General features: G+C 48.8%; 29 protein-coding genes. 10 read left to right on the top strand and 19 right to left on the bottom strand.

Features of this window, described 5'->3' with window-relative positions:
• Positions 1-29 precede the first annotated feature (29 nt).
• The 10 genes from QGT73_RS06250 to QGT73_RS06205 all read right to left on the bottom strand — a co-directional run bounded on the left by QGT73_RS06250 (position 30) and on the right by QGT73_RS06205 (position 8,570).
• On the bottom strand, positions 30-1,193 hold the full coding sequence (locus tag QGT73_RS06250; RefSeq protein ID WP_123407638.1) for an IS4 family transposase: 1,164 nt from the start codon (positions 1,191-1,193) through the stop codon (positions 30-32).
• Positions 1,194-1,687: 494 nt separating this feature from the next.
• The gene (locus tag QGT73_RS06245) at positions 1,688-1,873 is read right to left on the bottom strand and encodes a hypothetical protein (protein ID WP_016278680.1); all 186 of its coding nucleotides are present in this window, start codon (positions 1,871-1,873) and stop codon (positions 1,688-1,690) included.
• A gap of 21 nt (positions 1,874-1,894) precedes the next feature.
• Positions 1,895-2,434, bottom strand: coding sequence for a hypothetical protein (locus QGT73_RS06240; RefSeq protein ID WP_016278681.1), 540 nt, complete (start codon positions 2,432-2,434; stop codon positions 1,895-1,897).
• A complete protein-coding gene (locus tag QGT73_RS06235; RefSeq protein ID WP_016278682.1) occupies positions 2,431-2,976 on the bottom strand; it encodes a topoisomerase C-terminal repeat-containing protein in 546 nt (181 codons plus the stop codon). The genes QGT73_RS06240 and QGT73_RS06235 overlap by 4 nt, the downstream gene beginning before the upstream one ends.
• 25 nt (positions 2,977-3,001) lie before the next feature.
• Positions 3,002-3,736, bottom strand: a complete 735-nt coding sequence (locus QGT73_RS06230; protein WP_016278683.1) for a hypothetical protein — start codon at positions 3,734-3,736, stop codon at positions 3,002-3,004.
• Between the two features lie 7 nt (positions 3,737-3,743).
• On the bottom strand, positions 3,744-4,934 hold the full coding sequence (locus QGT73_RS06225) for a toprim domain-containing protein (protein ID WP_016278684.1): 1,191 nt from the start codon (positions 4,932-4,934) through the stop codon (positions 3,744-3,746).
• 4 nt (positions 4,935-4,938) lie between these two features.
• Positions 4,939-6,261 carry an ArdC family protein gene (locus tag QGT73_RS06220; RefSeq protein WP_280121844.1) on the bottom strand — a complete coding sequence of 441 codons (1,323 nt, stop codon included), beginning with the start codon at positions 6,259-6,261 and terminating at the stop codon, positions 4,939-4,941.
• Positions 6,245-6,472 (bottom strand): hypothetical protein, encoded by a 228-nt coding sequence (locus QGT73_RS06215; protein ID WP_123397117.1) that lies wholly within the window; start codon positions 6,470-6,472, stop codon positions 6,245-6,247. Before QGT73_RS06215 ends, QGT73_RS06220 begins: the two co-directional genes overlap by 17 nt.
• A 35-nt stretch (positions 6,473-6,507) precedes the next feature.
• Complete coding sequence (locus QGT73_RS06210) at positions 6,508-7,779, bottom strand: MutS N-terminal domain-containing protein (protein WP_280121843.1); 1,272 nt, start codon at positions 7,777-7,779, stop codon at positions 6,508-6,510.
• A 5-nt stretch (positions 7,780-7,784) separates the two neighbouring features.
• Entirely contained in the window at positions 7,785-8,570 is a 786-nt protein-coding gene (locus QGT73_RS06205) for a DUF4099 domain-containing protein (RefSeq protein ID WP_016278688.1), read from the bottom strand.
• A gap of 64 nt (positions 8,571-8,634) precedes the next feature.
• On the opposite strand from QGT73_RS06205, the gene QGT73_RS06200 reads away from it, so the two are divergent.
• Together QGT73_RS06200 and QGT73_RS06195 are read left to right on the top strand one after the other, a co-directional pair.
• The gene (locus tag QGT73_RS06200) at positions 8,635-9,255 is read left to right on the top strand and encodes a glucosaminidase domain-containing protein (protein ID WP_016278689.1); all 621 of its coding nucleotides are present in this window, start codon (positions 8,635-8,637) and stop codon (positions 9,253-9,255) included.
• A gap of 84 nt (positions 9,256-9,339) precedes the next feature.
• Positions 9,340-10,323: an Abi family protein gene (locus tag QGT73_RS06195; RefSeq protein WP_016278690.1), complete on the top strand. Its 984-nt coding sequence runs from the start codon at positions 9,340-9,342 to the stop codon at positions 10,321-10,323.
• Between the two features lie 277 nt (positions 10,324-10,600).
• Here QGT73_RS06195 and QGT73_RS06190 read toward each other — a convergent pair whose 3' ends face one another.
• From QGT73_RS06190 to QGT73_RS06175, 4 genes are all read right to left on the bottom strand, one after another.
• A complete protein-coding gene (locus tag QGT73_RS06190) occupies positions 10,601-11,110 on the bottom strand; it encodes an NUDIX domain-containing protein (protein WP_016278691.1) in 510 nt (169 codons plus the stop codon).
• Between the two features lie 3 nt (positions 11,111-11,113).
• The gene (locus QGT73_RS06185; protein WP_167330598.1) at positions 11,114-11,284 is read right to left on the bottom strand and encodes a hypothetical protein; all 171 of its coding nucleotides are present in this window, start codon (positions 11,282-11,284) and stop codon (positions 11,114-11,116) included.
• A 1-nt stretch (position 11,285) separates the two neighbouring features.
• On the bottom strand, positions 11,286-11,561 hold the full coding sequence (locus QGT73_RS06180; protein WP_016278692.1) for an HU family DNA-binding protein: 276 nt from the start codon (positions 11,559-11,561) through the stop codon (positions 11,286-11,288).
• A gap of 105 nt (positions 11,562-11,666) precedes the next feature.
• A complete protein-coding gene (locus QGT73_RS06175; protein WP_016278693.1) occupies positions 11,667-12,560 on the bottom strand; it encodes a radical SAM protein in 894 nt (297 codons plus the stop codon).
• Between the two features lie 135 nt (positions 12,561-12,695).
• Here QGT73_RS06175 and QGT73_RS06170 point away from each other — a divergent pair, with 135 nt between their 5' ends.
• From QGT73_RS06170 to QGT73_RS06150, 5 genes are read left to right on the top strand one after another with little or no spacing between them, the layout of a single operon-like run.
• Positions 12,696-13,046, top strand: a complete 351-nt coding sequence (locus tag QGT73_RS06170) for a winged helix-turn-helix transcriptional regulator (RefSeq protein ID WP_016278694.1) — start codon at positions 12,696-12,698, stop codon at positions 13,044-13,046.
• The gene (locus QGT73_RS06165) at positions 13,039-13,389 is read left to right on the top strand and encodes a hypothetical protein (protein WP_016278695.1); all 351 of its coding nucleotides are present in this window, start codon (positions 13,039-13,041) and stop codon (positions 13,387-13,389) included. Before QGT73_RS06170 ends, QGT73_RS06165 begins: the two co-directional genes overlap by 8 nt.
• A gap of 1 nt (position 13,390) precedes the next feature.
• Positions 13,391-13,591 (top strand): 4-oxalocrotonate tautomerase DmpI, encoded by a 201-nt coding sequence (dmpI, locus tag QGT73_RS06160; protein ID WP_016278696.1) that lies wholly within the window; start codon positions 13,391-13,393, stop codon positions 13,589-13,591.
• Positions 13,588-14,100, top strand: coding sequence for a GNAT family N-acetyltransferase (locus QGT73_RS06155; RefSeq protein WP_016278697.1), 513 nt, complete (start codon positions 13,588-13,590; stop codon positions 14,098-14,100). Before dmpI ends, QGT73_RS06155 begins: the two co-directional genes overlap by 4 nt.
• Before the next feature lie 11 nt (positions 14,101-14,111).
• Complete coding sequence (locus QGT73_RS06150) at positions 14,112-14,681, top strand: YdeI/OmpD-associated family protein (RefSeq protein ID WP_016278698.1); 570 nt, start codon at positions 14,112-14,114, stop codon at positions 14,679-14,681.
• On the opposite strand, the gene QGT73_RS06145 is transcribed toward QGT73_RS06150, so the two are convergent.
• Positions 14,675-15,043 carry a winged helix-turn-helix transcriptional regulator gene (locus tag QGT73_RS06145; protein WP_032941562.1) on the bottom strand — a complete coding sequence of 123 codons (369 nt, stop codon included), beginning with the start codon at positions 15,041-15,043 and terminating at the stop codon, positions 14,675-14,677. The genes QGT73_RS06150 and QGT73_RS06145 overlap by 7 nt on opposite strands.
• 153 nt (positions 15,044-15,196) lie before the next feature.
• Between QGT73_RS06145 and QGT73_RS06140 the strand changes: the two genes are divergently transcribed.
• Positions 15,197-15,799, top strand: a complete 603-nt coding sequence (locus QGT73_RS06140) for a DJ-1 family glyoxalase III (protein WP_016278700.1) — start codon at positions 15,197-15,199, stop codon at positions 15,797-15,799.
• A gap of 198 nt (positions 15,800-15,997) precedes the next feature.
• On the opposite strand, the gene QGT73_RS06135 is transcribed toward QGT73_RS06140, so the two are convergent.
• Complete coding sequence (locus QGT73_RS06135; RefSeq protein ID WP_217968217.1) at positions 15,998-16,717, bottom strand: TraX family protein; 720 nt, start codon at positions 16,715-16,717, stop codon at positions 15,998-16,000.
• Between the two features lie 13 nt (positions 16,718-16,730).
• Positions 16,731-19,040 carry a type IV secretory system conjugative DNA transfer family protein gene (locus QGT73_RS06130; protein ID WP_016278702.1) on the bottom strand — a complete coding sequence of 770 codons (2,310 nt, stop codon included), beginning with the start codon at positions 19,038-19,040 and terminating at the stop codon, positions 16,731-16,733.
• Between the two features lie 72 nt (positions 19,041-19,112).
• Between QGT73_RS06130 and QGT73_RS06125 the strand changes: the two genes are divergently transcribed.
• Positions 19,113-19,373, top strand: a complete 261-nt coding sequence (locus QGT73_RS06125; RefSeq protein ID WP_280121842.1) for a toxin-antitoxin system protein — start codon at positions 19,113-19,115, stop codon at positions 19,371-19,373.
• Positions 19,370-19,642: a type II toxin-antitoxin system YafQ family toxin gene (locus QGT73_RS06120; protein WP_016278704.1), complete on the top strand. Its 273-nt coding sequence runs from the start codon at positions 19,370-19,372 to the stop codon at positions 19,640-19,642. Before QGT73_RS06125 ends, QGT73_RS06120 begins: the two co-directional genes overlap by 4 nt.
• A gap of 2 nt (positions 19,643-19,644) precedes the next feature.
• Here the strand turns inward: QGT73_RS06120 and QGT73_RS06115 are convergent, their stop codons facing one another.
• A complete protein-coding gene (locus tag QGT73_RS06115) occupies positions 19,645-20,115 on the bottom strand; it encodes a hypothetical protein (protein ID WP_016278705.1) in 471 nt (156 codons plus the stop codon).
• 9 nt (positions 20,116-20,124) lie between these two features.
• Entirely contained in the window at positions 20,125-20,997 is an 873-nt protein-coding gene (gene traN / locus QGT73_RS06110) for a conjugative transposon protein TraN (protein WP_016278706.1), read from the bottom strand.
• Positions 20,998-21,018: the final 21 nt, after the last annotated feature.

Genomic DNA, 21,018 nt, shown 5'->3' with positions numbered 1-21,018 from the left:
CACTAGTGTCCCATAAAAATGGGAGCTAGTTAAAAATTAAATAAATTTGGTCCACTTGGGTCGTAGAGAACATTGAAATTTTGAGATTTAGTTTTGTCGAAGAGATCGACCAAATGAGAGGTGTCGGTCAATGAGGCTCCTATGATTTGGAGGACTTCGTATGTTGATCGTTCAAGCTTCATATCATGCTGTACTATCGCGACAAGGCAGTAAGCACAGATTGCACAATAGATTTGGATACGCACCGCATTTTCAGATGCGCCCCAAAACTTCTTTATCTTTAGATGTTGTTTGAGCCATTTGAAAAACAGTTCAACTTGCCATCTGTTCTTATAAAGATTTGCGACCTGTAGTGCCGACAATTTGAGGTCATTGGTAAGAAACATAAACTCCCGGTTCTGTTCGTCATCCCAATATCTGACTAGACGGAGATGTTCGGGATAATGTTTCTTAGGGTAAAATCCAGTCAGTTCAACAGTAGCATCCGACAACACATTATGAGGAAGTCTTCGCTTCCATTTTACCATTTTGTATTGGAGATTCTTTTTGGCTCTGACAACGAAAAAAGCTTCTATCGTATGTATCTTAAACAGACGTCTAAAGTCATTATATGCTCTATCGAAGATGTAATACGAACCTTGCTCATACGGGATTACGTCCATTGCCTTTGAGTCATGCACTGAAGCAGTCGTTATATGGAAGAATGTCGGAATCTGAGTTTCCACATCATACAGAGTATGGATTTTTACCCCTCCCTTCTTCTTGCGGAACTTAGCCCACCAGAATACAGCCAAACATAAATCTATCGTAGTTGAGTCGAACGCATAAACGTTTCCCTGTAGTTCAAAGATTTTCGTTTTTCGTTTATCCCAGGCTTCTGATACCATATAATATGCAAACTCCTCGAAGATTCGATAATCCCGATTCTGATTTGCATACGCAAGATTGGTCTTGGATACACTACGACCCAATCCCAGATGGTACCACTTGGAACTATGTGCATCAAGAATGGTGATGAGATCCCTCAGACTTGACCGGTTGCATAACTGACCATACATCATTGCCAAAAGTTGGTTCCAGCATGTGAAATGTTTCACATATCGGTTGCCATTATACTTTTCAACGATTCGGTTGAACTTGCTTCGGTTCATAAAGGTCACTAGTTGGGAGAAAACGTATTTGACATTGTACATGGTTCGTCAGATTGAAGAACCGTAATATACTAATCAAGTCCGTTCGCACCAAAATCTTTTCCAACAAACTAAATTTCAACAATTTCAAAGTACTCTTTCCGATTTTAATGGGACATCAATGAAAAAATTCCTAATTTCAAACAATTATATCTGATATTTACATTTTGCAATATATTTTTGTTCGTTTATATTGTGGTGTGTGCTATCGTAGATTCGTTTCACTTATGGCCTCGGGGTGATTTAATGTCTATTTGGATGCTGATTGCCTTATTGATACCTTCAGGAATCTTATTAAGAATAAATTATTTTATAAGTGGAAAAAAAGACACACTAAGATACCAGTTTCTACTGAGTTGCTTATTCATCATATATAGTCCTTTTTATTCATTCCGGGTACTGAAAAAAGGTTGGATTAAATAATAGGAAACTCCCCATGCTCACGCACAGGGAGTCCCGGTTTTTGGCAGCAAAGAAATTGTCCTATCGAGGGCGGATTATTCAGCCTTGTTGTTGGCGGCTTCCAGCGAGAGTTTGCGGAAGCGTTTAAGCAACGGCTCCAGTTCGAGGGATGCGCGACGAGCGCGGAGTCCGGCAGCCCTGTTGCCCTTGTCGAGCTGGGAGGCGGCGTCTTTCAGGAATGTAGATGTGAGTTTTTCGATCTGATCAAGTAGTTCTTTCATCGTTGTATTCAGTTTAGGGATTTATAAAAGAGGTATTTCAAAAGAGTTTACGACGCACTGTGCGTCGCGGTCGAGGATAAACCAGTATTCCGAGCGGTATGGAGAGCCGCTTTCCGACAGAGCCTCATACTCTATTTTCACTTTCCAGCCGGAGAACGGCTTGCGTGGAGCGTCAGGAGTCTCAAAGCCCACCATCGAGCGTAGAGCGGACATCGCCGACATCTGGCGGCCGACAAGCTCGGAAACGGTGTTGTCCTCAAAATCGAGGTTCTGAAGACCGTCTGTCCGGGACATGACCTGTTCGTTGACTTTCATCATCGACATGGCTATCGCCATTTTCTCGTCGTTGTTGATGTAGTTGCGGCCGAACACACTGTCAGGCTTGCTGACCGCTATGACCTTTACCGACTCCGGATTATCCACCGAGGCCATCAGTGCCTTCTCCGCCACCGACTGCGCCCGTTTCGACGGCTGGCCGAAGTAGTGGAAGGCATATCCTATGCCGCCCCACATAGCCACACAGCTTATGAGCAGTATGGCGAGTTTCGTTCCCGGCTTCATACCTTGATAACCTTTAGTTTGTCGGGAGATAAGCCGAGTTTGCGGCGATAGACAGAGCCATTCTCGCCGAACATCTCGACCTCGTGGGATGTGACACCATCGGCACATATCTCTCGCACTTCATCGAGCGTCATGAGATGCCCGGCGATATTGCGCCATATCACGAAGTCGCAGGGGCTTCCCTCCTGCCGGTAGTTGGAGCAGTTGAAAGCCTTTGCGCCCACGCGGATCTCGCCGCCGCAACGGGGGCAGTGTGCCACCACCGACTCCATATTGATCGAGCCGTCAGCCGCCATGACAAGCACGGTCGGAAAAGTCTTCCACTCCTTTGTGGCGAAGCCGTCGAGCAATATGCTCCGCTTCTCCAGCAGTTCCGCGACCTCGGCATCCGCCATCTTGCGGTTGCCTATAACCCCGTTGATGAAGAGTCCGCACTTGCCGTCCTCCCCGGTGTTGTTCTCACAGCGGTAGCCCTTGCAGGTCTTCACCACATTGCCGCCGCACACAGGGCAACGGCCGATAATCTTTGTTTCTGTATCCATGTAAAAAATGTTGTTGATAGTTCGTTTATCTGTATTTTATCGTGTTCCACTCCCACACAAGGGTCTCCGCGATAGCCTTTCCCGACATAACCGAGGCCCAGCCGTCGGGGTCAAGCGAGAACCACAGGTCGTTCCATGAGAGAGTGCGTATCTGCCACGCCAGTAGCCACAGGTCGGTGTTGATTGTCTCCAGACGTGTCACCACCTCGTTTGCCACATAGTACCTCTCGGCGGAGTTGAGCAGGTTGACTTTGTGTTTCTCCTTGTTACCGTCAGCACCGGTCACGGTGTAGCTCCCCGAAGTGACAAGTTGTTGCATGAAGGGATAGAGAGCAGCCATCTGCGCTGCCGCGTCAGTCAGTTCATCGGACACCAGCACCGCTATGGCCGTGCCTTTCAGGTGGCCCGGCACCGATTTACGCAACAGGTCGCAGTTCTTGGGTATCTCCGTCAGCACCAGTTCTCCGGCACGCTTTATCTGATAGAGATTCTGCATGGCACCCTGGGCGTTGGAAAGATACTCAAGCATCTTGTTCTCCACGGAGTGAACGCGGTCGAGGGCGACAGTCACGGCGGCTTCAGCCGCGATGATCTTCTCCTGGGTTGACTTGCGCTTCTTGTGGATATTGTTAAGCTCCACAGTCTGCGCTATTACCGCCGCCGTGAGCGTCGGGTCGGTCTGTTGCGCCATCATGTCCGCTCCCGGAATGACAAGGAGGGAAAGAGCGAGCAGAACTGTTTTCGGTTTGATAGTCTTCATCGGTCAGTCATATTTTTAAGCCGGAGGCGCGTTGCTCGGCGAGGTTATCGTCACGGTCATGTTTGGTAGGGAGTATCTTGATTGAGGAGCGATTACCCAACAGGCAGTCGTTCCAGTCCTTGAAGTCCTTAGGCGGCTGCCACTGCCCCATGCGGTAACGCACGGAAATATGCGGTTCAAACTGAGTGTAGGCGGAGCGGTCGGGCGACACCGGAAAACTCTTGCCTTTGGCCTCCACCATCAAGCCCTCCGGCGTCTTGGTGATTTTGAGTGGAATGTCCTCGACAAGAGCCATGAGGCGGAGTCCATTGATGCGTCCGGCAAGGTCGTTGTCGAAGCAGTCGTAGGCACGGGCGTTTGGGAAACGCTCCATAACGCCCAGTACCTGACGGTCGGAGAACGTGCCGCCAAGGGAGACAAGGGCGATGTCCTCGCCTAACCGTGGACGGTTCAGTTGGAAAAAAGCCATAGCGTCAAAGGCGGATTCACAGAAGAACACATGACGCACGAGTCCGTTGTTGCCGTGCGACAGGTCGGCCACCCACGCCGCCGTTGAGGAATTGGTGCCGGCGGCCTTTGACTTGTAGCCGCCCATGCCACGGATCTCATATCCCACAGTCTTGTCGCTCCCGGCTTCCGTGTAGGGGAAGCCGATATTGTAGCCGTTGAAATTCTCGTTGCGCCTGTCGGACACAAGGGAAATGAACGGGGCGAGAGCCTTGACCGTATCTGCCGACAGTCCGCGCTGTGCGAACAGCCGGGGGATATTGGCCGCGTCCAGTTCCTTGACACGGTAGCGCGAAGGGTCGAACACCTGAGGCGCGGATGCCGAGCGTACATAATCCCTGTCACGGTCATAATCCGGCTCCGGCATATTGGCGAACTGCGCCATCACTTTCGCTATCTTCTGCCATTCGGTTAGCCCGATGACATTGAACGATGAAAGGTTCTCGCGTATGAACGACACCACGTCACCCTTTGAGCCGTCCCGCCGGAAGAAAGTCTGCGAAGCCTTGTCGCGGCGGTTGCTGACGATGATGGTGTCACGCTTGTCGCGTCCCTCGCCCAGCACAAGCTCGATGTACCGGCCCACACCTGCCTTGCGGTCGAGGCGGTAGCCGAGTGAATAGGCGACATCATCAATACCCACACGCGATTTAAGTTCCTTGAACTTGACCTTATAGTCAGCCGGTGCCATTGCTTCAGACGATTGAGAGTGACTTGGAGGCGCGGCGGTCGATGCCGGCTATCTCCGATTCATAATTCTTGCGTATCGCGCTTCCGAGGAATATATCTTTCTCGCGTTGGTCGGTGAGCTGGAAATACATTCTCGCGGTTGAACGCTCGATGGGCTTCATGCCGAGATCGACGCCGTTGTATGAGGCACGCAGGGCGAAGTCGCCGGAGCGTGTCTTGATTATGGCGGCGTTCTTGAACGGGCATATCTCGTCCTCCAATGGAGCCATCAGAGGGTCGTTCTTCGCCTGATAAGGCTGTTCGCCGCGCGATATGCGCTGTGCGTCCACACGGTCGAGTATCATTTCCGAAGCCTTGTTGACATCGGCCATCACGGACACGATGAACTTCGGCTCCTGCCGGAGCGCGCCTATCCAAGAATCGAGGTAGGCCGCCGAGTTGTCAGTGACTCTTGAGTCGAAGCCCATGGAGTGGCTTATCATGGCCGCAGTAAGCTCCGCCACCAGTTCCTCTTTCGCATATTTCGGGTCGCCGAACTTCGCGCCCGCCTCTCGGTTGAGTCTTTCGGGAGTCATGGTGGAGTGCGTCATTTCGTGTAGCATGGTCGAGTAGAACTCCATGCCGTCGCGGTATATGTCCTCAGGAGTCGCGCCCTTGTTGAACTGCTGCTTCATGGGAATCACCACAATATCACGCGAGGGGGAATAGTACGCGCCTTTCTCCTTGCGGTCGGCCTGTATGGGACAGAGCCATGTCTGCTCGGCAACCATGCGGTCGAGTGCGCCGTGGGCGTACATACCATGAGTGTCGCGCATTTCAGGTACCTTGAAGCGGTCGAGTAGTTTCTGCACCCTCTCAGGCTGTGCCTCACGGAAATTGGTCTGGTCGATGTTGTAAACAGGGAACGCCTTGACAAAGGGTATCACGTCAAGATTTTTCCGCTCGTCACGGCTCATGGCGCGGTACTCGTCGGAGGATATTCTCTTGCCGTCCTTGTCCCGCACCATCATGTCCCAGTAAATCACCGGAAAGGCTTTCTCTCCTTTGAGGACATGGGCCTTGAAGTTGTGTGCCTGCTTGAATGTGAGGAACACGGGAAGCTCGTAGCCTTGCGCCGCCGTGTGCAGCTGGAGGAAAAAGGAGTTTGAGCCGGAGTAGTTGCGGCCCATGATGTTCTGGGGCAGTCCGGCGGAGGAGGCTCCGCCAATCCAGCCCTTCTCCCAGTCTGAGCCCTTCATCCGCTCCATACGCTCGATCATCATCTGGGCGAAGCGGTCGAGAGCCTGCTGGCCTGAACTGTTGGACGCGCCGTTAGTTCCAGATGCCATAATCCTCGTCGTCTATCAGCTGACGTTCCAGCATGTCGATCTCGGTCTCATCGTAATAGAACTCGGCGGATTCCTCCGAGGGTTCGATGCCGTGAAGCTCGCACCATTCGAGGTAGGACTCCGCGTTGTCGCTTTCAAGCATGAAGCGGAGGAAGCCGATGTTGCCGTCCTGAAGGAGCTGCACAAGCTCGTCATATTCTAATTTTGCCATAGTGGTATTCTTTTAAGTGTTGTTGGGAAACGGTTTTACATTTTCATGGAGGCTGATTTCTCCATAGAGAGCGGAGCGGCGAGTTTTGTGCCTATCTCATCGTTAAGGTATTTCGCGGCTATCTGCTCGCGTGTGGCGGTCTTGGTCTTGAAGAGCGAGTAGCCATCATCGAAGGAGATTTCCTGACGGGAAGAGCGTCCGCGCCCTTCGCCGAGGTCAACCGACACTTTCCACTTGTTGTCCTCCTTATCCTTTGCGACACGGATACCCTTGGGGTCGATGCCCTCCGGGAGCCTGAACTGCTCGTAGTGGGATTGCAGGTGCAGACGGTCGCCGAAGTTGCGCTCCACAAGCTGTCCGGGAGTTGCCACACGGTCAAAGTATGCGTTCAGGTCCTCGCGTGAGGCGGTTGTTGACATCTTCTTGTCTCCCACCTGTGCGTAGAACTTATATTTGCCGTAGTCAGCGCGGGTCTCGTCGGTCTCCTTATAGACATTGAACTTGTCGATAGTCAGGTTGCCCTCGGGGCCGGGCAGCACATTCGCCACCTGATAGGAGACATCGGGCACCCTCGGCATGAGTTTGGTGGGATAGTAGCGTTCCATGAGCTGCGGCACCGTGAGTTCTTTCTGCTGATAGGCGGCGAGGTCGGCCGGATCCATCTTCTGAGGCTTCAGTTGTTCGCCGTTGATTTTGGCTGTGAAATACCAGTCCTCCGGGTTGGTCTTGCTCTGGTAGGCATGGCCGTGTGTCACCTTGTCGCCGTTGACCGTCACCATCTGAGGCTCACGGGGCTTGCGCTCGGCGGCTTCGCCCTGGGTGGCGGATTGGGATTCTGATTTCTTCTCTTTCGGGGTCGTTTCATCGACCGCGCTCTTTGTGGTCTTTACAGGCTCCTCCTGGGGAGTCTTTTCTTTCTTTTTTCTTGGCATATCGGATTCTTTGTTAATGGGTTGTTGTGATGTAGTCTCCACGTGCTTCGCCTCCTGCTCCTTTTTCTTCTGCTTGGGGTCTTCAAGCTGTTCGCATATAGCCACTCTCATTCCGGCTCTTACAAGCCGTGGAAGATAAGTGTCGAGTGCTTCGTGCGGGAAGGATGCCACATCGACATTCTTTTCTTTGCCGACTGTACGCGTGGAGACTGGTGTACCGAGAATTTCCGACACCTTTTTCGCGTCCTGACGGTAGATTTCGTATGTGTTGCCGGTGCGGAAAAGTAGCAAGGCGTCGGGGTGTTTCTCTTTCATGCGGTCGAACTGATCCATTACGGAGAGTTGGCCCGGCTCTTTTTTTCTTGAAGCTGCCATGTGTGTCAGCGTTTGATGCGGGATTTCCGTTCCTCTTTCTGCGTGGGGTCGAGGCTGATGGCACGTTCCTTAGAGTCATGCTCGACAACTTTCTGATATTCCCAGCGGTTCTTGTCGGTCATTACCAGTCCGAGATATTCGGGGTGCTGCTCGTCATAGCGGAGTTTCTGCTGTCGCTCCCACTCCTTGAGGTCGCCTTTTACGACCTTGAAGCCCTGCGGTTCCTTGAGGTCGATGCCGACCGATACCTTTTCGCCTCCTACCGACAGTTCCACCGGCTTGCCTTCGCGTGCCTGCTGTTTCTGCTGGGAGCCAAGCTCGATATCGTTGACCTTTTCCATGTCCTTCAACTTCTGCTCAATCTGCACCTCGGTTATGCGGCGGTGGATGATTGACTTTGTTTCCGGGTCGAGCTGGAGATACTGCTGAGTCTTCTCGCCGTTGATGTCGATGGCTTTCTGCAACACGTCGCCACGGCGCAATGCGTCAAGTTCCTGTTGCGACAGGCGAAGCTCGTTGTTCCTGTCAACCGACAGTTCACGCTGCACGGGATATGCGATCAGCGTGGGATTGCCGTCTTTGTCGGCCGCGAGCTGGAGTTTAAGGGGTAATGAGATAACCATGCCATTCCCGGTGTCGATAGACACCTGCAAAAGAGGCGTGACCTCCCCCTGCATCAATTTTTGCTTCACGTCCTGCGGAAGCATATCAGCTTTCTCCCTGTCGATACCCAAAAGGGCGAGTTTTTCATAAGGGAGCGTGTCCTGCTGATTTTTGTTCGGAATTTCCATGTCAATGAATTAGAGGTTATAAATTTGCGGCGTAACCGCTTGTCGGCCTCAAAATTATCCCCACATGATTGCTAAATTTGAAATTCCGAACATTTTTGTTGCGATGGCTTGTGCAGTTTTCTGTTCACAGTATGCCGCAGCCCAGTTTTACACCGTCACAAAAGATTCTCCTGTGACGGTTGAAATGCACAAGAGAGGAGTATATAACGCTGACAATAAGAATGATAGCGCACTGCCTCAAATATCATCAATCCCGGAGACGGTTATTGGCGTAAAAAATATGCCACAAACGCTATCTGCAAGCATTGTCACCACATCAAAGTCACATTTCCAGCAAGCACCCGTCAGTTCCGGACTACCGGATCTGACCATTCCAAACCTGATTGCCGAGATTGAAAAGAACGGCATAAAATATCCGAAGATAGTATTGGCACAGGCAATACTTGAAACAGGCTGGTTCAAATCCCCGGTCTGCCGCAACAAGCACAATCTATTCGGGCTTACCAATCCACGGACAGGTAAATACTACGAGTTCAACCATTGGACTGAATCAGTCAAGGCCTACTACACAAAATTGCAGTACCGATATAAGGGAGGAAATTATCTGCTGTGGCTGAAAAAGATTGGCTACGCTGAAGATCCCGGCTATATCCGTGCTGTGATTAGTGTATTGAAAATGCTATAATGTGCTAAAAGCGTTGACCCTCAATAAAAATATAGCAGGGCTCGATTAAATTTTGTAATTTTGTATTTCAATCGACCGAATAATATGCCCCGACGGAAAATACCATATACGAAAAGAGCCACTACGCTCGATGAACAATTAGAGAAACTTAGGCGACACGGAGTTATCATATCCGATGAACCTAAGGCTAAAGAGTACCTTGCCGATATTGGTTATTACCGGCTTGGTTTCTATCTATTCCCTTTTGAGCAAACTTATCCTCATCTCGATCATCGACGTCAGCACATGGTTAATCCCGGAACAAGGATTGAGGATGTTGTGGCGTTGTATTATTTCGATATGGATTTGAGGAATATCCTGAACAAATATTTGTCAAGGATTGAGGTCGCTATCCGAACAACCATCATCTATGAACTTTCCAATAAATATAATTCAAACCCTACATGGTTCGTCGATCCGAATGTTGTATCAAGTGATTTTATAAGGAAGTTCCCGAATGAGGCATATCGTTCAATCAAGAATAAATTACCGATACAACGACATCATGCCAAGTACCTCGGACAATATGCCCCGGCATGGAAGACTATGGAATTTATGACATTCGGTAATTTGGAAGTTCTTTATGACAGTCTGATTTGGGATAGAGATAAAAGTCTTATCAGTTCTCACTTCAGAGAATTTGCTATCGAAACATTCAAAAGTTATCTGACCGCAATTCGAGAAGTCCGCAATGCTTGTGCGCACGGTAATGTGGTATTTGGAATGACGCTATCAAAAGGTATCAGGGCAGGACAAGCCTGTCCGTCTTTTAGCGCGAATGAGCAACAGTCGTTCAAAGGGGCGTTGCGTGTTGTTGACTATATGCTGAGACAAGTATCAGTTAACAGAGCAAATGATATGTGGAATGAGTTGTGGTCTGCTACCTCGCGCCTTTATAAAAAGACACCAACCATTCGTACTGTAATAGAATCCCAAACAGGTATAATACCACAAAAAAACAGATGTTTTCTGCACCTATTAAGGTCATTACTCAAAAAGATTGTTAAATTTGCGAGAAAAAAACGCTGACGATTTGTTGTATTGGAAAAGTATTACTACCTTTGCGATACGAAAGTGTATTTGGATGGCCCCGATGCTGCCAACTGCACTATAAACAAGATTAAATCGAGTCTGGCTCCACGGGTCAGGCTCGTAACTTTTTTGTACGTTCAATAAAAAAGAGCTAACTTTGCTCTCACAAAAGTGCCGATACTGATTTTAGTCTCAGTACCCGCACTATAAAAGGATTAAGAGGTCAAGCATCTGCTTGGCCTCGCCTTTTAATCTCAACTTTTCAATCGGAATATTATTTGGTTCTCAGCAACTCCAGATACTTGCGGTAAAGGATATGCTGTGTGTTACCGGGGCGATCGGGGAACATCCTTGTAGGGGCATCCTCCAATGGTACCCATGAAACGCCGTCAACCTCTGACGATGTGGAGAAGTCTGCTTTCTTGACAATGCCGATATAGGCGTGCATCAACTGTTCTCGCTTGTCAAACCAATGGGTGCCCTCATATATCAGATTCTCTACCGTCAGTCCAAGTTCTTCCTTGACTTCGCGTGTTGCAGCTTCCTCTGCATTTTCGCCCGGTGTGATATAACCGGCGACAAATGTCTCATATTGGTCGGATATATACGACTGCTTGAGAAGTGCTATCTCATGCAGCTCGTTAACGACCATGACAATCACGCAACTTGAAAACGAATCGAACCAATACCGCTTGCAGTTATCACAGTACGGCACAAGCCCATCATCACCTGCTTGCTGTCCTTTGAGTTTTGCGCCACATTCGGGACAATATTTATATCTCATATCTCAATCCCAGTCATTAAGGTTGGCTATTATGCGGTCGATGTCACTTTCATCGAAAATCTCCGGCTGTTTCTCGTGACAATTATGGCAATGACATTCGTCCTCACAATGGTCGTTACAGTCGGGCGTCAGTTCTTCAACCGCGCTTTCGCCATATTGGTTTTCCTGTTCCATATCACTGACCCACCTCCTTCTTGAACTCGGCCGATGGTTTGAAGAACGGTATATTATGAGCCGGAATTACTATTGTGGTATTCTTTGAAATGTTGCGTGCTGTTTTTTCAGCACGTTCCTTAACTTGGAATGTGCCAAAGCCACGGAGATATACGTTCTCTCCATGTGCGAGGCTGTCTTTTACAACAACCATAAATTGCTCAACCACCGCGAGAACACTTGCCTTGTCAATTCCTGTGGTCTTCGCTATCTCATTTACAATTTCTGCCTTAGTCATTTTGCGTACTTATCTGATTTAGACTGCAAATTTACTAATTTTTGAGGAGATTGCCTATAAAAAAGCCTGTCCGAAACGAACAGGCTGAGACAGGAACGGGTGTCTTCACAGATGCCATATCCTGCTGCGGTAGGCTTTGAGTTCTTCTTCTGGAAACTCCGCTATCGCTTTGTCAAATTCCTGGAGGATTGCGACCTTGTCATCGGGCAACGCTCCGGTGATTGGTACCGTATTGGATATATGGTGTCCCATAAGGTTGACCTTGATTTTCAAGCGGTCAATGAGAGTTCGCATCTCAATCAGTCTCTCAATCTCAGGTTCTTCCTCATACGAGCCATCAAGCACTTCCTGATATAGCTGTGACTCAGGAAAGACAGTCAATGAAACGATATTGATGATACAGGGGTGCAGTTTGTTAAGCACATCTGCTGTGGCGATTGCACTTTCAACTCCTTTTCCCTTTCCTCCAAGTCCATTGAGGTAGAACACGTTGTAGTGTATGCCAGCTTCATCAAGTTTTGACAACTGTTCAAGAATATCGTTGGCATGATAGCCTTTGTTCATTCTTTCAAGAGTAGGATCATGTGCGGTCTCGATACCGATATTAATACTGTCGAGCTTCATGTGACGCAGGTTCTTCAACTCCTCTACCGATTTGGTCGCAATATCAGTCACGCGGGCGAACATTCCGAATGAAATCAAGTGAGGAAGATACTTGCGTAGAAGTATGGCAATATCCATCAGTTTATTATAACTGAGTGCAAACGGATTGGCACCTGTCAGATAAACACGGCGTGCCCTTGGTTGCCACTGCCGGATTACCTCCAGGTCCGCTTCCACCTCCGACAATGGCGACATACGGAATGGTGTGCCGTGATACAGGCTGCAAAATTTGCACTTGTGCCATGTGCAGCCCGATGTGATCTGGAGCGACTGCGAGTTTGCCTCGTATGGCGGTCGCCACACCTGCCCTGTGAAATGTAGTTCTGGATATATCATATCTCGTCGATTTTTATTAACTTTGTAGTGCAAAATTAGGTGAGAATCAGAGCCTAAACAACAACTTACCGAAAGGTTTGACCCTTACCGAAAAGTTTGTTTTACTCATTTTCAATCCTTTTCAATAGACACGAAATGGCAAAAAAATTAGACTACGAATATTGCAAGGCCGCTCCGATGCTTGAATGGCTCGGTAACAAATGGGCGTTGGTCGTTCTCGTGAAGATTTCCGAGAACGAACCGGTGCGTTTCAATGAGCTATACCGCAATATCCCGTCTGTGTCCGAAAAAGTGCTGTCGCAGGTATTGAAACAACTTACGACTGACGGCATAATCGAGCGTCAGCTTTACCCGAATGTGCCACCGCGTGTTGAATATTCCCTCACAGATTTAGGCAAAACACTATTGCCTCATGTCGAAGCGTTAATCAAGTGGGGACAGGACAACTTTGAGCAGATAATGATAAACCGACACAATAATGAGTAAGGCATCCAATAGAAAACTTATAAGATGGATAGGCATAACTCTTGCGGTTATGTTCATTCTGCCACTGGTTGCGGCAAAATGCGTTCCACCGGATTTCGGAATGGCCGTATGTATTTTGTTGTTTTATATTGTGAACCCATTTTACTGCCTCGTTATTGGCATATTGGCTGGCAATAATATGAGAGGGCGATGGGAACTTCCCATTATTTCAGCCGTGATAATTCAATTAGGTACTTGGTTATTCTTTGATATGTATGACCCTGTATTCCTACGATACACAGCAGCCTATCTATGTATTGGCGTCCTTGCAATGCTGATAACTAACTATATAAAAAGAAAATAATATGCCCTACATATCCATCGAGAGCGGAAAACTCACCGCAGAACAAAAGAAAGAATTGATTGATCGGCTTACAGCGACAGCCTCAGAGATAACCCATATTCCGGAGCAGTTCTTCACTGTAACAATCAAGGAACTGCCAGATGAAAATTTCGGCATCGGCGGCAAATCCATCGACGAAATAAAACGTAATTACAAGCGATGAAACTTACATTACGACCCTATAAACCATCGGACGCAGCGATAATCACATCTTGGATAAAAGACGAGTATCGTATGCGCCAATGGTGCGCCGACAGATATAAGAGTTATCCTGTCACGCCCGAAGATATGAATTGTTTTCACAGTCGGTTTATGGACGGTGAAACGTCTCGCGCTTTAACGATGTGTGACGGTGATGAGGTCGTTGGATATATCACCCTGCGCATACCTGCTGAAGATAAAGCGGAGCAACGTTTAGGCTTTGTCATTATTGATGATTCAAAACGAGGGCGTGGACTCGGAAAAGCTCTTGTCAGTATGGCCACAAACTTTGCATTTGAAAAATTGGGAGCCTCAAAAGTATCGCTGGGAGTCTTTGAAAACAACTCAGCTGCGATACATTGCTATGAAGCAGTGGGCTTTCATCGTGTTTCAAAAGCGGAGCCAGAAAGTTATGTCTGCCTTGGTGAAACATGGAAATGTATTGAGATGGTGAAATATCTTATTCCCTAAATTTCGATTGCATGACACCCGTAAATATCCTCGACATCAAAGACAGGGCGCAGTTCCGACAGTGGCTGATTGAGAATCATGCCACAGAGCGGGAGTGCTGGGTGGTGGCGAAGCGTGGTAAAACTCAGCCGGAGGACGCGCTCTGGTATCTTGATGCCGTCGAGGAGGCTCTATGTTTCGGGTGGATTGACTCTACATTGAAAAGCGTCAACGGCGAGCCGCTGCAACGCTTCGGACCGAGAACCAAATCCGGCAAATGGACTGAACTCAACAAGGAGCGATGCCGCAGGTTGGAAAAATTAAGACTGATGACCGAAAGCGGGCGCAAGGCTTGTCCCGACCTCAATGCAAAATTTGAGATTATGCCGGAGATTATCACTGCCTTCAAGAAAACTCCCTTTGCTTGGGAGAACTTTCAGGCTATGCCGTCACTCTACCAGCGGGTGAGGATAGACAATATCCACAGGGTAAAATCAAAGCCTGAACTGTTCAACAGTCGCCTGCAAAAACTGATCGAGGCAAGTGCCAAAGGTGAAATGATTGGCGACTGGCACGATTTCGGCCGTCTGTTGGATTATTGACTATTCTTCAAATACCTCGTTACGGTTTTCAAGTTCTGCCTGCCCCATTCGGAGAGTTGATTGAGAATAGGGATAAGTGATTTACCCAGTTCGGTAAGTTCATACTCGGTGCGTGGTGGAACCTCAGCATAGAGTATTCGCTTGACAAGCCCGACAGATTCGAGGGTCTTCAGATGTCCTGAAAGAACTTTGGGAGATATGTCCGGGATTGCACGGGACAATTCATTGAACCGCATGACTCCGAACTCATTAAGAATGACGAGAAGAAGCATCGACCACTTGTTGGCGAAGTGAGCTATTACGTTGCGCATGGGGCACGTTGCCACACACGAATATTTTTCTGAAATTTTTTCGGTCTTCATCTTGTTGATACTGACTAAAAGTGAGTTTGAAGTAAGTGGCTACTTTCAAAGTAACCTCTTGCGGAGCAGTGTTTTGATATATAACTTTGCACTATCCAAAGGGTAGCTGTTATCCTTTGCAAAGTTAACAAAAACATAATGAATACTCAAATTATGACTGAAACCAGTATCAAAATTCCGGCATCGGTTAAGCCTGAGGGAAAGGCTACGTTTGTGATGCTCGGAACCGGCTTTGACGAGATCGAAGCCATCGCGCCTGTGGATGTGATGCGTCGTGCAGGAATGGAGGTTTATACCGTATCAATGACGGAGAACCGTCTTGTAAGAGGTGCAACTGGAAACAATATTGTAGCAGACATGACGGTTGCTGACCTTAATCCCTCGCAGATTGACTGGCTCGTATTTCCGGGCGCGGACAAAAGCGAAGCTGCCGTAAATCTCGACAAAGAACTTCAGAACATCGTAACGGCACATTGGGAGAATGGTGGCAAAATCGCCGCAATCTGTGCAGCTCCGGCTCTCGTTCTCGGCCCGCTCGGAATTATCTCAGGAACTCCGGCAACAGGTTATCCATTCCTGAAAGATGAGTTTGAAAAGAACGGTGGCACATATTCCGATGATAACGTGGTTATCACTGACCGTCTCATAACCTCGAAAGGCCCCGGCACCACTCTTGAATTTGCCCTTGCCGTAGTCAGGATAGCAAAGGGTGAAGAAACGGAGAAAGCCCTTCGTGAAGGCATGGTCATCATGTAATTTCATGTAATAATCCGGTTCAAATGACAAAAATAAAAATTGTCACCAATCGGGAAATCTCTGAAATGCACCTGACTATACGATTTATCCTTATATATGCTTCATGTAATGGATAATCCAAAACCAAAAACACTATCGGTAATTTTGCAGAAGTTACCGATAGTGTCTTTATTCGTAGTAGAGATTATCCTTAGTAGATCAACTGAATAGCGATAGCAACATCAGATGTGCCGGATAAATGGCGTAGAAGCTGTATTTGGACGGTTTACTACGGATAAAGCCACGGGTGCCGTCATATAGGAAAATTATTCCGGAGGCGAGCAACGCACCGGCTATGCCGTAGTGAGCCATCAGGGGAAAAGTGAATATAATCTGAAGAATAGCCTGCGAGGGAAAATGTGTCGATGAACGCTCCAGCCACGGACGCATAGTCTGGTGCCGGAGAATGTAGAACATCGCTATCATCAGAATACCGCGCCAGTCATAATCCGTTCCGAGCCACCATGTCAGAACAGCGATACCTGCCACGCCGATGAACGACAGCGGCCCATGTTCGCACATACGGTCGAATATGGCGAGTGCCACAACTCCGAGGGAGAGAGTGAACATGACATTATGCGTGCCGTCCGCTCCGTTGAGCAGATACCACGGCACTTCGCTGACTACACCGGCAAGCACAAGTATCAGAAAATATCTCATGCGGTCGCGGCTATGTGCGAACCCCTCGGCAACAAGGAAAGCGAACACAGGGAACGCTATCCTGCCGAAGCATCGCAGACAGTCGTACATCGGAGTGTCCGACTCCATAAGGAAGTAGGCGCAATGGTCGGTCACCATCGAGAGAATGGCGATAATCTTCAACGCACTCCCGGATAAGCGGAGCGAGAGGGGAACGGATATTTTGGCGGTAGTTTGCATGATAAAAAATTTGTTATTCAGTACCGAGGAGTTCCTTCACCATATCGGCCACCTCCTGGTTCACACGTTTGAAATTGCGGTTGAGCATAATCTCCTTCTCACGCTCACTGTCGAAAGAATAGATTTTAGGCAACTCCACATAGTTGGATTCCTCCTCCTTGATACGTGCCATATCGAAGTGCGTCTTGCAGAAATACTTGGTTGTCTTGAACTCCTCCGAGTCCTCGATGTCGAAATGCGACAGCATCTTTTCATCTGTGGCCGTGAAGTCACGTGCCGCCTGCCCTGCAAGCCAGCCCGTAGCCATGTCAGCGATTTTCGCCGCCGGAACGAGATAGTCCATCTTCTCGGAAATGGAGGTTGAGATTTTCTGGTCGTTTATGGTGATTGATGTCGATGTCTGCTTTGCTTTACCGAAAACATCATTCTGCGCCCATTCAAGAGTCTCCTTGTTTCGTGCCGCACCCATGAATATGTTGCCGCAGGTTGTGATAATCTTCTGCATACCTACCTTGCCGTAGTCAGCCTCCAACTGCGGAAGCTCCTGAAAACCGAGGGTCACGGCAACTTTGTTGCTTCGTGCCGTGCCGATCAATCGGTCTATCTTGTGGAAGTACAGAGTGGGAAGCTCGTCAACTATGATACTGACAGGGATGTTGCCTTTGGAATTGACACGGGTTATCAGACGGTTAAGCACAAGAGCGTTCAGAGAGCCGATGACCTGTTCCTTTTCGGGGTCGTTGGCAATCACAAGATAGCTCGGACTCACCGGGTCGGAAATCTTCAAGTCAAAATCATCGCCGGTGAATACCCAATAGGCTTCAGGAGATACAAGGCGTGCTGCATTTACGCGGAGGGTACCCACCATACCTTCAAGCTGGTCGTTGGCTTTGTTCTCGTATGCGGACTTGAAGGGAGCCATCAGCGAGGCTATCTTATCGTCCATCATCAGAATGTCGAACACCTCAGAATACTTGCGGCCGAGGAACGACAGCACATGGGGCATATCCGAAAACTCACCTGTGATGGTGTCCGGCTCAACCTCGTTTCCGTTCTCGTCCTCATACCAGCAGCGGTCAATCAGTATCAGCTTACCCATGCGGTCAATATAGGAGAAGCCGTTAAGGTCAACGAACATCTTGTCCTCGTCGGTGGATACGTCGCGTCCGTTCTCGTTCACGAAGTCAAGCATGACCTCGCCGTTCTCGTCCAGAGCGTTGAAATCGTCCCAGTTGCGTATCACAAGCTCCAATTTCTTGCCCTCGTGCGATATGTAGCGTTTCAGTTTTTTCCCTTTCAGAAAACCTGTCGGGTGGAAATTTACAAAGAAATATATGATCGCCGCGAGGAAATTCTCTGCCGAGTAGGTGAAGAAAGCCTCCGAGCCGCCCTTTTTCTCGCCACCGCCCTTGTTGAGCGAGGCAAGAAGCGTGGCCGCCGTCTCCGAAGCCGCCGCGAGGTCGGGAATGTATTTACGCTGGATTGGATTGATACGGTTGGAATACTCGACATCGGTAAAATTGACTATGCGAAAACCGCAGCCATTCGGCAGGTTGCCATAGTGCAAATTCTTGCAATACTGATAGAAAAGCGTCTTGGCAAGCGTCGGGAACTTATAATCATATACCATCATGGCGAAGCCCTTTCTTGCGTGCTGCCTAATGAACGGATCTATGATGCCGAAAGACTTGCCGGAGCCGGGAGTACCCAATACAATCGTGCCTCGGAACGGATTGATAATGTTGATGTAGCCGTTGTGCATACGCTTTTTCCAGTAGAATATCATCGGGATGTTCACTGAATAAGGGGTATTGACCTCCTGACGGGACTGTTCAAAAGATTCATTCTCAAAATTAAACCTGTCCTCGCCGACCTTGTGGTTGTAATACTTGGCGATACCGTCAAGTCCCTGGTGAACGAGCATGGTGCCGACCACCGAGCAGAAGGCATACAGGACACGGCTTGCCGGGAAGCCGAAGAGCGACATACCCCATGTGCCGTGATGGAAAATGAAGCACAGTCCCACGAGAGTGAGACCTGCAAGCACCGGATATACCACCATAGTCTTCAGATTGAACTTCAACGCCTTTTTCGCTTTGGTGCCGATACAAACCACACAGATGCAGACAAGCTCGGCAACTTTGCACCCGGCCACGGAGTTGAACACCTTGAAGCGTCCGAGCAGGTCGAGTATGAACTGCGTCACGCGGTTGTCAGCCGTGATAGGCAGGTTCATCACAATCTCGATAATCAGGAATATGTAGATACAGCTACGGAAGTAGTTATACATCTGTTGCTGTTCCTTTGTTTCTTCAAAAGCCATAGTCTGGGAACTTATATGGTAGAATTATTGTTTTTGTAATACATTTACACTAACTTTGCAGTATAAAATAATATGGATATGGAAATAGCACTGAAAAAGAACCAGAGCTTCCGCCTTTCAGTGGAACTCATTGAAAGATTGAAGCAGCTTGCAAAACGGCAGAACCGCAGCCTTAACAATTATGTTGAGACTGTTCTACTTGATGCCGCCTACCACGAGCCTAATGCTGTTACACTTGAGGCAATGGAAGAGGCGGCAAGCGGACGTCTCCGCAACGAGCCGGCCCTGAATCTTTCCTCGATTGAGGCGATGGAAAAATCCATGGGATTATGAAAAAACTCAAACCCGGCACTCAATACAAGAAAGACTACAAGCGTTTCCGCAATAATCCGAAAAAGGTTGAAAAACTGTTCAGGATTCTGGAGTTGCTACAAAATGAGGAGCCGATACCGGAAGAAAACCGGCCTCACCCTCTGACGGGAAATTATGCCGGCCACATGGAGTGCCATATCGAAGGTGATTTCCTTTTGATATGGTTTGACCCGGACACAGATGAGATCAATCTTGTGCGTCTCGGCTCCCATTCGGAATTGTTCGGCTGATTTCAGAACGGTATCTTGAATCCGAGCATGAGGCCGTTGCGGAACGTGTCGCCATGCAGGAAATTTACATTATTCTTCTGTATGATCGAGAACTCGCACCCATTCTGAAACACATAGTTGTATTCAAAGCCCCCCTCGATACCGATGAAAAACTTTCTCTCCACCGCTCCGAACTGAGGACCGAAGCGGACACGGAAGCTGCCGTTCTTGTAACGGTGCAGACGGTGTTTGTAGATTATGCCCCCGTCCCAATAGTACCCTTTCCAGAACTGACCCTCGCCCGATTTCCAGTGATTGCCAATCTCGCCATAGACCTCCACGGCGTTGCCGTAGGTGAACGACCTCTCGTAGCCCACGGTAGCGTTGAGAGTTGACGGGAACAGGAAGCCGGCGTTGACGGCTATCTTGTTTTCCTGCGCTGTGGCCGTGATAGAAGCCACCGCACAGATGATTGCGAACAGTATCTTTTTCATAGTGCCGGATTATTTGTAGATATGGGGTGAATAGTTAAACGGCAGATTTTTGAGTATGTCGGAGTCGAAGCCGTCGGCGTTGAGAATATCGTCATACTCCACGGTAAGGGTTATGACACGTCCGCTTATCTGGTTCTCAGATATTTCGATGCGGAGCACCTTCTCGTCCGGGAAAGTCAGCTTGTCGAGCACAAGCACGTTGCGGTAGTTCTTCTTGAACTTCCTGGCAAGGTTCAGCGAATATACCGGCGACAATTCCACTGTCTGCGAGTTTGTGGCCTTGACCTCCTTCTTGTCAGTGAGCTTCACTCGCACCTCGGCGATGTCGTATGCTATCTTCGTGCTGTTCTGAAGGGAATAGTCGATGAAGAAATAATCGCCTATCGAATAGATGTTGTTGACAATCGCCTTCATGCCGTTGGCTTTCGACACCACCTGATTGTATTTTCGGCCACTGCCATATACGGCCCAGGCGTAACGTGCCATTTCCGACTGAGGCATGGATACCTCCGGATTGATGTAGGAGTCCAACCCGGCGTATGGCACACGGTGGATAGAGGCGGCACGTGAGGGAGAAGCGGTATATACCACATCGTACTGTGCCAGATGCCGCTCGCCGATGAGTGTGAGAGTACCCATCAGCTCACCCTCGCGGTAGTGGGTGGGTACGGAGTCCGCTTCTATGAACGGCTTGATACGCACGATGTTGTCGGCGCACTGGTTGCCGATAATCTTTGTTGTGGATAAGTCCACCATCTTGATATTCTCAGGCATGACGATATGGGTTGTCACTTCCGAGTTGACAATGATCTTCTCTTTGGCTGTCGCCGGGATTGCGACGGCGCATAGCGCGAGGGTCGCTGCAATTATTCTATCTTTCATAATGGGTTGGTTGATTACCGG

Source organism: Duncaniella muricolitica (assembly GCF_910574735.1).
Lineage (GTDB): Bacteria > Bacteroidota > Bacteroidia > Bacteroidales > Muribaculaceae > Duncaniella > Duncaniella muricolitica.
The sequence above is the reverse complement of the archived record's forward strand: the minus strand, read 5'-3'. Positions and strand labels throughout refer to the sequence as shown.

Excerpts from the sequence above, each read along its gene's own strand:
- QGT73_RS06175 (WP_016278693.1), bottom strand. The coding sequence starts at position 12,560 with ATGATATATCCAGAACTACATTTCACAGGGCAGGTGTGGCGACCGCCA.
- traN (WP_016278706.1), bottom strand. The coding sequence starts at position 20,997 with ATGAAAGATAGAATAATTGCAGCGACCCTCGCGCTATGCGCCGTCGCA.
- QGT73_RS06205 (WP_016278688.1), bottom strand. The coding sequence starts at position 8,570 with ATGGAAATTCCGAACAAAAATCAGCAGGACACGCTCCCTTATGAAAAA.
- QGT73_RS06235 (WP_016278682.1), bottom strand. The coding sequence starts at position 2,976 with ATGGATACAGAAACAAAGATTATCGGCCGTTGCCCTGTGTGCGGCGGC.
- QGT73_RS06150 (WP_016278698.1), top strand. The coding sequence starts at position 14,112 with ATGACACCCGTAAATATCCTCGACATCAAAGACAGGGCGCAGTTCCGA.
- QGT73_RS06145 (WP_032941562.1), bottom strand. The coding sequence starts at position 15,043 with ATGAAGACCGAAAAAATTTCAGAAAAATATTCGTGTGTGGCAACGTGC.
- QGT73_RS06245 (WP_016278680.1), bottom strand. The coding sequence starts at position 1,873 with ATGAAAGAACTACTTGATCAGATCGAAAAACTCACATCTACATTCCTG.
- QGT73_RS06135 (WP_217968217.1), bottom strand. The coding sequence starts at position 16,717 with ATGCAAACTACCGCCAAAATATCCGTTCCCCTCTCGCTCCGCTTATCC.
- QGT73_RS06240 (WP_016278681.1), bottom strand. The coding sequence starts at position 2,434 with ATGAAGCCGGGAACGAAACTCGCCATACTGCTCATAAGCTGTGTGGCT.
- dmpI (WP_016278696.1), top strand. The coding sequence starts at position 13,391 with ATGCCCTACATATCCATCGAGAGCGGAAAACTCACCGCAGAACAAAAG.
- QGT73_RS06250 (WP_123407638.1), bottom strand. The coding sequence starts at position 1,193 with ATGTACAATGTCAAATACGTTTTCTCCCAACTAGTGACCTTTATGAAC.
- QGT73_RS06185 (WP_167330598.1), bottom strand. The coding sequence starts at position 11,284 with ATGGAACAGGAAAACCAATATGGCGAAAGCGCGGTTGAAGAACTGACG.
- QGT73_RS06220 (WP_280121844.1), bottom strand. The coding sequence starts at position 6,261 with ATGGCATCTGGAACTAACGGCGCGTCCAACAGTTCAGGCCAGCAGGCT.
- QGT73_RS06155 (WP_016278697.1), top strand. The coding sequence starts at position 13,588 with ATGAAACTTACATTACGACCCTATAAACCATCGGACGCAGCGATAATC.
- QGT73_RS06120 (WP_016278704.1), top strand. The coding sequence starts at position 19,370 with ATGAAAAAACTCAAACCCGGCACTCAATACAAGAAAGACTACAAGCGT.
- QGT73_RS06225 (WP_016278684.1), bottom strand. The coding sequence starts at position 4,934 with ATGGCACCGGCTGACTATAAGGTCAAGTTCAAGGAACTTAAATCGCGT.
- QGT73_RS06190 (WP_016278691.1), bottom strand. The coding sequence starts at position 11,110 with ATGAGATATAAATATTGTCCCGAATGTGGCGCAAAACTCAAAGGACAG.
- QGT73_RS06125 (WP_280121842.1), top strand. The coding sequence starts at position 19,113 with ATGGATATGGAAATAGCACTGAAAAAGAACCAGAGCTTCCGCCTTTCA.
- QGT73_RS06115 (WP_016278705.1), bottom strand. The coding sequence starts at position 20,115 with ATGAAAAAGATACTGTTCGCAATCATCTGTGCGGTGGCTTCTATCACG.
- QGT73_RS06130 (WP_016278702.1), bottom strand. The coding sequence starts at position 19,040 with ATGGCTTTTGAAGAAACAAAGGAACAGCAACAGATGTATAACTACTTC.
- QGT73_RS06180 (WP_016278692.1), bottom strand. The coding sequence starts at position 11,561 with ATGACTAAGGCAGAAATTGTAAATGAGATAGCGAAGACCACAGGAATT.
- QGT73_RS06195 (WP_016278690.1), top strand. The coding sequence starts at position 9,340 with ATGCCCCGACGGAAAATACCATATACGAAAAGAGCCACTACGCTCGAT.
- QGT73_RS06230 (WP_016278683.1), bottom strand. The coding sequence starts at position 3,736 with ATGAAGACTATCAAACCGAAAACAGTTCTGCTCGCTCTTTCCCTCCTT.
- QGT73_RS06165 (WP_016278695.1), top strand. The coding sequence starts at position 13,039 with ATGAGTAAGGCATCCAATAGAAAACTTATAAGATGGATAGGCATAACT.
- QGT73_RS06210 (WP_280121843.1), bottom strand. The coding sequence starts at position 7,779 with ATGGCAGCTTCAAGAAAAAAAGAGCCGGGCCAACTCTCCGTAATGGAT.
- QGT73_RS06200 (WP_016278689.1), top strand. The coding sequence starts at position 8,635 with ATGATTGCTAAATTTGAAATTCCGAACATTTTTGTTGCGATGGCTTGT.
- QGT73_RS06215 (WP_123397117.1), bottom strand. The coding sequence starts at position 6,472 with ATGGCAAAATTAGAATATGACGAGCTTGTGCAGCTCCTTCAGGACGGC.
- QGT73_RS06140 (WP_016278700.1), top strand. The coding sequence starts at position 15,197 with ATGACTGAAACCAGTATCAAAATTCCGGCATCGGTTAAGCCTGAGGGA.
- QGT73_RS06170 (WP_016278694.1), top strand. The coding sequence starts at position 12,696 with ATGGCAAAAAAATTAGACTACGAATATTGCAAGGCCGCTCCGATGCTT.